This is a genomic window from Bacillus cereus group sp. Bc031, assembly GCF_027716265.1.
Lineage (GTDB): Bacteria > Bacillota > Bacilli > Bacillales > Bacillaceae_G > Bacillus_A > Bacillus_A paranthracis.
In genome coordinates, this window is sequence record NZ_JAQFUL010000189.1 from 1 (window position 1) to 1,998 (window position 1,998).

A 1,998-nucleotide genomic window follows, 5' to 3' on the forward strand; every position below is an offset into this window, starting at 1 on the left:
CCTGTGAGAGTAGGACGTCGCCAAGCAAAAACCTAAGTCGTTTCGACTTAGGTTTTTTTGTGTTTATTTATATATATCAAATGACATAATCCGTAAATTTAGTAATCTTAATGAGAGAAAAGGATGAAATGGAGACGTTTTAAAGTCAACTACCCCCAGTGAGACAAAGCCTTTCAGTGGGGGCTTGAGCTCGAGCGCTAGGTCTTTTCGTCTATCGCTAGACAGTTTGACGCTCTAGCATTTATGCTACCCCACGATTTGTCACGCAACTTACTAATCTATCTACACCTAAATTGCAATTCAAAGCGTTACTCGTAGTCGTGGATGGTTTCTTCATTTGAGAAACATGCATTTCATATGTATCATGCACCTCAAAGAACCGACTTTTTTGCTTCGGTACAATCTCAATGTAGAAGATTTTTTTATGTCTTAAATTTTTCGGCATACGTATTTTAATGGAACCCAATTTTTTTTGAATGCCACATTCATCGGAACCATCCAATACCCATTATTATCCACTTTAGGGACTTGATAGATTTCAATGATTCGTTTGTCAGTGGAACGAGAATAATTTGGAAACTTCGGACGCCCTGTGAACTGCTCAGGATTTTTCTTACATTGTTCCAACGCTTTAAAAAGGCTCTTCACTTCTGCATATAAGGCTCTGCGAATCGCTTGAATAGAATTTGATTGAACGCCCCAATCATTCGTATTGGCTTGCATGGCAGTATCTACTTCTTTTACAGTAGCCATCCTGTTATTGTTTAAGTAACTTTGTTTCATCGTGTACAAGCCAACATTTCGCAACGCTTTTGGGCTATGTGACATGCGCTGAAGTGAACCCCCGCTGATTAAAGTTTCAATTTATACAATATCTTTTCATTTTTAAAGGATTTCATTCATCAAAAAATCTATAATTAAGGTAATTAATATATATTATTGATGGGTGTGGGGGATTATGAAAGAAATATGCATGTTATTAGTGGCTGTTATATTATGGGGGACAGCCATTGCGCCAACAAAGTGGGCGTTAGAAGTTATTCAGCCATTTACTTTGTTATTTATTCGCCTTTTCTTCGCTGGTGGAATTTGTTTGCTATTTTCATTTAAACAATTAAAAAAATCGGTTGTACATAAACAAGTGCCGTGGAAAAGAATGAGTTTACTATCTTTTACTGGTGTAGCTGGTTACTTTATGTTCACATCCTACGGTATTTCTTTAACAAGTGGATTACATGTTAGTATTATTGATGCTGCTTTACCGTTAGTTACAATTCTTTTTTCAGCGATCTTTTTGAAAGAAAAAATTCAGCTTAATTATTGGATCGGTATTGTATTGGGAGCTGCTGGAGTACTTCTTATTACTATCCGATCTAGTAACGGTAATCAAGAAGTATCTTTAATAGGAGATACCCTTATTTTATTAAGCACTTTCTTATTTGCTTTCTATACAGTATTGTTGAAAAGACCAAAACAAGAACAGTATTTATCAAACAAGGTTTTTACAACATTAACTTTAATTATTGGAGCTGTTATTTTATTACCATTTGCAATGGTAGAAACTTTTTACTATGGTTTCCCAGAAATCGAAACATGGAAGACTGGATTTAGTGTAATGTATCTTGTTATAGGCGCAACAATTTTAGCGTATTGGTTTTGGAATAGAGCACTAGAGACAGTCTCGGCATCAGTAAGTGGGTTATATTTAAATGCCTTACCGTTAATAAGTATTGTTGCTTCAATTGCTTTATTAGATGAGTCTTTAACTTGGAAGATAGTAATAGGAGGAAGTTTAGTCTTAATAGGAGTAGGATGGGCAGATAGACAAAAGATAAGTAAGTTATTAAAGAAGAATAACTTGAATAGTAAGGAATGCTAAGTAACATATTGTATATAGTTTAAATATAAAAAAACACCTTATATATGAAGTGAACCCTGAAAACGGGACACCAATCAAAACACCTAAACCACTTGTTCCCTAAATTCTTTAGGGGATAG

At 34.9% G+C, this 1,998-nt stretch carries 1 protein-coding gene and 1 pseudogene; one reads left to right on the forward strand and one right to left on the reverse strand.

Features of this window, described 5'->3' with window-relative positions; genetic code table 11:
• Nucleotides 1-244 precede the first annotated feature (244 nt).
• A pseudogene (locus PDQ33_RS28760) lies at nucleotides 245-837 on the reverse strand (RNA-guided endonuclease TnpB family protein); the annotation flags it as partial.
• A 109-nt stretch (nucleotides 838-946) separates the two neighbouring features.
• Here PDQ33_RS28760 and PDQ33_RS28765 point away from each other — a divergent pair.
• Complete coding sequence (locus PDQ33_RS28765; protein ID WP_270395450.1) at nucleotides 947-1,879, forward strand: DMT family transporter; 933 nt, start codon at nucleotides 947-949, stop codon at nucleotides 1,877-1,879.
• The last annotated feature ends 119 nt before the right edge of the window (nucleotides 1,880-1,998 follow it).